Source organism: Arthrobacter sp. Dra40, from assembly GCF_059091905.1.
On the sequence record NZ_JBNHHB010000292.1, the window covers coordinates 1 to 5,367 of the forward strand.

General features: G+C 68.6%; 2 protein-coding genes. One reads left to right on the forward strand and one right to left on the reverse strand.

The features are described from left to right. Window positions 1–456: 456 nt before the first annotated feature. The gene (locus tag AC5RWT_RS34155) at window positions 457–4,305 is read right to left on the reverse strand and encodes an Rne/Rng family ribonuclease (protein ID WP_494084096.1); all 3,849 of its coding nucleotides are present in this window, start codon (window positions 4,303–4,305) and stop codon (window positions 457–459) included. A gap of 399 nt (window positions 4,306–4,704) precedes the next feature. On the opposite strand from AC5RWT_RS34155, the gene AC5RWT_RS34160 reads away from it, so the two are divergent. Beyond that, window positions 4,705–5,367 (forward strand): vitamin K epoxide reductase family protein (locus AC5RWT_RS34160; RefSeq protein ID WP_494084097.1); only part of this gene is annotated, 663 nt, incomplete at its 3' end.

A 5,367-nucleotide genomic window follows, 5' to 3' on the forward strand; every position in this document is an offset into this window, starting at 1 on the left:
GGTCTCCAACGGAAACCTTTTCTTGGCGGCCGCCGGCGCGGACAATCGCGTACACCACTTGGGAACTCACTTCTCTAGACGTTTATTACAGTTATTGCTCGAATACGCAGGCACGATCAACACGGCCTGGAAAGCACTGTGCATCCGCGCCTGCGGGTGGAAACCCTTCGAAGGCGTACGCACCGAAGATCTAGATTACGCTATTGCGGCTACCAGCCGCAAACCAGCGGGCTCCGGGGGTGCCGGGACGGGCTCTTGCGTCATCTTCTCCTGGCGCGGGCGGACTGCAATCCGCTCGAGCGCACCTGACAATACTACCGTTGACCCGGCAGCTGGTGCGCATTTCGGCCCCGACACGCGCACACGGGAATATGCCACGCCTTCAACGGGTCCGGGTCCGGGAACAGGAAAGGCCGCGGCCCTCTCCGGACCGCGGCCTTACCCTTTCGACGGTTCCTACAGCTCCGAGGCGGGCACTCCTACGCCCAGCACCATCGGAGCAGCAGCCTCGGACTTGCCCGCAGCTGCCTCAGCCAGCGCGGGGGCGTCCGGCGCGGAAGCGGCATGCCGGTGGCTGCCGTTGCTGTCCGCGGCGACGTCTTCGCGTACCGCCTCCACCGGCGCATCGGCTGCACCCTGCGGGCTGCTGGCAGCGCGGCGGCGGCGCGGCTTGCGCACCGGGGCTGCTGCCGGAGCCTGCGGCTCAGCGGCGGCCTGGGGCTGGGCAGCAACCTCCGCTGTCGGCCGTTCGGCTGCCTCGGACGTGCCTACCGCGGCCTGCTCCGGCTCCGCCACCTGCGCAGCCTGCTGCGGCTTTTCCACCGGCGAAGCCTGCTGCGGTTTCTCCACCGGGGCAACCCTGTTGAACGCCTCGGTCAGGCTTTCCAGGGTCAGCGACGGTTCCTCCTCGACGGGCGCCGGAGCGTGGGCGGCGCGGGGAATGGCTACCGTTTCACCATTGATCTTCAGCACGGCGGCCTCGGCCCCCTCTTCGGCCGGAGCCTCAGGGGCGCGAACCGTTGCCACGCCGGGATCGTCCGCACGGCGCGACCTGCGCTTGCGGCCGGATGCTGCGGGCTGGCCCGGCGCTCCGGAAGGTGTACCGGCTGTTTCGGGCTGTCCGGCAGCGGTGGCAGCGGCAGGTGCTTCGCCGTCGCGCTGCCTGGCCTTGGCGGTCTCCGGATGCTCCTCCGCCTCGTGGGCGGCGTGCGCCGCGGCGGCAATGGTGGCCAGTGCCGCCCGGGCGGCCTCGGCCTTCGCCTTGCGCTCGGCGTCGTCTTCCTGCCCGGCAAGGGCCGGGGTCTCGGCTACCGATTCCTGCCCGCCCTGGCCGCGGTTGCGCCGCTTTTCGCTGCGCGTCTGCCGTTCTGTGCGCTTTTCGATCCGGACCTGGTGGTGCTCGGTCGCCGCGGCAGGACGGCGGTGCTCGACCGGCTCGTCGTGGGTGATCACGCCGCGGCCGGCGCAGTGCTCGCACTGCTCGCCGAAGACCTCGAGCAGCCCGGTACCCATCCTCTTGCGGGTCATCTGGACCAGGCCCAGCGAGGTCACCTCGGCCACCTGGTGCTTGGTGCGGTCGCGGCCCAGGCACTCCACCAGCCGGCGCAGCACCAGGTCGCGGTTGGACTCCAGCACCATGTCGATGAAGTCGATGACGATAATGCCGCCGATGTCGCGCAGCCGCAGCTGGCGGACCACTTCTTCGGCCGCTTCCAGGTTGTTCTTGGTGACGGTTTCTTCCAGGTTGCCGCCGGAACCGGTGAACTTGCCGGTGTTGACGTCCACCACCGTCATGGCTTCCGTGCGGTCGATCACCAGGGAGCCGCCGGAGGGCAGGAACACCTTGCGGTCCAGCGCCTTGTGGATTTGCTCATCGATCCGCTGGGCGGCAAAGATGTCCGTCTCCGAGGTCCACTTCTCCAGCCGGTCCACCAGGTCAGGGGCCACATACGTGACGTACGCCTCGATGGTGTCCCAGGCTTCCTCGCCGGAAACCACCAGCTTGGAGAAGTCCTCGTTGAACACATCGCGGACCACCTTGATGGTCAGGTCAGGCTCGGCATAGAGCATCTCCGGTGCCAGCGTCTTGGTGGAGCCGGCACGCGATTCAATGCCTTCCCACTGCGCGCGCAGCCGGTTGATGTCGTTCATCAATTCTTCTTCGCTGGCGCCCTCGGCCGCGGTGCGGACGATCACGCCGGCGCCGTCCGGAACATGTTCCTTCAGGATCTTCTTCAGTCGGTTGCGCTCCACATCGGGCAATTTGCGTGAAATGCCGGTCATCGAGCCGCCGGGCACGTAGACCAGGAAGCGCCCCGGCAGCGAGATCTGGCTGGTCAGGCGTGCGCCCTTGTGGCCCACCGGGTCCTTGGTGACCTGCACCAGAACCGAGTCGCCGGACTTGAGCGCCAGCTCGATGCGGCGCGGCTGGCCGTCCAAGTGGGCGGCGTCCCAGTTGACCTCGCCGGCGTAGAGCACGGCGTTGCGGCCGCGGCCAATGTCAATGAAGGCCGCTTCCATGCTGGGCAGCACGTTCTGTACCTTGCCCAGGTAAACGTTGCCGATCAAGGAGTCCTGCTGCGTCTTGGACACGAAGTGTTCGGCGAGCACACCGTCTTCGAGCACGCCGATCTGGATCCTGTCGTCCCGCTGGCGGACCACCATCTGGCGGTCGACGGATTCGCGGCGGGCCAGGAACTCGGCCTCGGTGATGACCTGGCGACGGCGGCCGGACTCGCGGGATTCCCGGCGACGCTGCTTCTTGGCCTCCAGCCGGGTGGAGCCCTTGACCGACGCCACCTTGTTGCTCGGGGCGGTCTCCGTGACCGGGCGCGGTGCCCGCACGCGGGTGACGGTGTTGGGCGGATCGTCCTCCGCGCCGCCAGTGAGTTCCAGATCGGCATCGCCGCGGCGGCGACGCCGGCGGCGGCGCGAGGTCACGCCTTCCTTCTCCCCCGCGGCGCTTTCTTCAGCGGCTTCGGCACTTTCGTCGGTTTCTTCGTCGCTGCCGGCCTCCACGCTTGAGGAGTCAGCGTCGGAGCGGTTGCGGGTGCGGCCGCGGCGGTTCCGGCGGCTGCGGCGGCGCCCGCCGTCTTCGTCCTCATCCTCTGAATCATCGGTGGCCATCGGTTCCGGCTGCACGGCGACGGCAGACAGATCCGGGGCATGGAAGAGCAGGGATACCGGCGAGGACGGGATCGTGAAGGGATCGGTCCCGGCGCCTGCTGCGGCTGCTTCGTCAGCCGGCTCCTCCTCGGCCGCCTCGGCGGAGGCGTGAGCCTGCTCCGCGCCAGCCGGTGCCGGCTGGGCGGTGTCTTGGGGCAGTTCTGCGTGGTTCGTGGAGTCGTCTGCAACGGCCGCGGTCGTGCCCCTGGCGGAACGACGACGGCGGGAGGGCGCCTTGGCGGCTTCCTCGCCGGCGGGCTCGGCCGTGGCTTGATTCTCCGCGCCACTGGGCTGTGCGGGTGCGGCTTCGGAAACGGCATCTTCGGCGGGCACTGCCGGTGCCGCTGCGTCAGCAACGTCGGCCGGGCCGGCCGGGGCTTCACCTTCTGCGGTGGTAAGTTCGGCCGCTGCTGCTTCCGTAACCTGTGCCTTCGTGCTGCGCCGGGTGCGCGGAGCGGCGGCCGTGCGACGGCGGCCGGCCGGCTTGTCCTCGGGGGCAGCTTCGTCTGCGACACCGGCCTGCTCAGCCCTGGGCTGCGCAACGGCGCGTTCTTGCGGGGAGACCTCCTGTGTTGCGACGCCGGCTTCCTGCGCAGCGTCCTGCGTTGCGACGCCGGTGTCCTGCGCAGCGTGCTGTGCTGCGGCTTCTGCTGCCTTTTCCGCGGCGGTCTTGCGCGGCCGGCGCGTACGCGTCTTGACGGAAGCAGCTTCGCCTGGCTCGTCGTCAACCGTTCCCTGGGCGGTCTCGCCAGCGGATCCTGCCTCCGCTGCGGCTCCTTCCTCCGGCGGCGCCGCTGCGGCGGCCGTTGCTGCTTCGGCGGCCTTCTGGGCGGCGGTCTTGCGGGGGCGACGGGTGCGGGCCGTGGCCGGCGCCGGCTCGTCCGGCTGCCCGTCTGGGGTTGCGAACCCGCCGGGCGCTTGCCGCTCTCCGGCGGATGCAGGGCCGTCGCCGGGCGCGGAAGCGGAGGCATCGCCGTCGTTAGTGGTGTCAGTGGCCGGGGCGGCAAGCTGCACGTCCAACTGGTCCTGCGGCGGTGCGGACACAGTGGGCTTGCGGCGGGGGCGCGGCGGTTTCTTGGCTGTTCCCTCCGGCGAGTCGGCCGGTGCGGAGGTAGCGGGTATTACCTGTTCATTGTCCATTTAAAGTTGTGCTCCAGCCCTTGCGGCACCGGCCACATCCCGGTGCCCTCGGGGGCATATAGCCGGGTATCCGGGTGCCTATGGGCTGCCCGACACCGAAAGTCGTCTTGGTATCACCCGAGCTCGCGCCATCACGTGGGGCGCGGCACACCCAGGGACCAGCGGCGCTTTTCCGTCTGCCGTATTCATCTTCACTTCACCGGCAGGGCCGTCCGGCGGATTCCCAGCGCCCATCCGGATTGATGGGCTCCTTGTTAGGGAAGCATCGCCGACGGACCTGGAAGCCTGTCGCTGGACCAATAGCGGCATGTGGGGCCGCTATCAGCCACGATCATTCTCTCACACCGGGTTCGATTTGGTGAGTAATGGGCTCATCTCTCCGGCGTAGAATCGACCCAAATGCCCCCGAACCCGAGGAACACGGTGCATACCGACGCGCAGACCTCCCCCTCCCCCGCCGCAACCGCCTCCGGCCACCGCCCGGACGGCGACGTTCCCGGCATCGCCCGCGAAAAGCCCTTCGCCTGGCTGCTGCTGGCCACCGGCGTGTTCGGCTGGATTATGTCCGGAATCCTGGTGTTGGAGCGGCTGGCCACCTATCAGGATCCGGGCCACGTCACCAGCTGCGACATCAACCCGTGGGTGTCCTGCGGCAAGGTGTTCCTGCATTGGCAGGCCGGGATCTTCGGCTTCCCCAACCCGCTGATCGGCATTGTCGCTTTCGCGGTTCCCATCACGACGGCGCTGGCAATCTTTGCGGGCGCCCGGTTCCGCCGGTGGTACTGGATCGGGCTGCAGATCGGCGTCACCCTCGGCTTCATCTTCGTCGTCTGGCTGTGGAGCCAGGCCCTCTTCGACATCCACATCCTGTGCCTCTACTGCATGGGCGTGTGGGCGGCGATGATCGCGATGACCGTCCACACCACTGCGAGGAATCTGGCCCACGGCGTGATCAAGGCACCGGCGGCCGTGGTGCGATTTGCCGGCAGCTGGGCCTGGACCCTGACGGTGCTGCTCTGGATCGTCACCGCCGGGAGCATCTTCCTGGCCTTCATCGATGCC

Coding starts and splice junctions, on each gene's coding strand:
- AC5RWT_RS34155 (WP_494084096.1), bottom strand. CDS start 4,305: ATGGACAATGAACAGGTAATACCCGCTACCTCCGCACCGGCCGACTCG.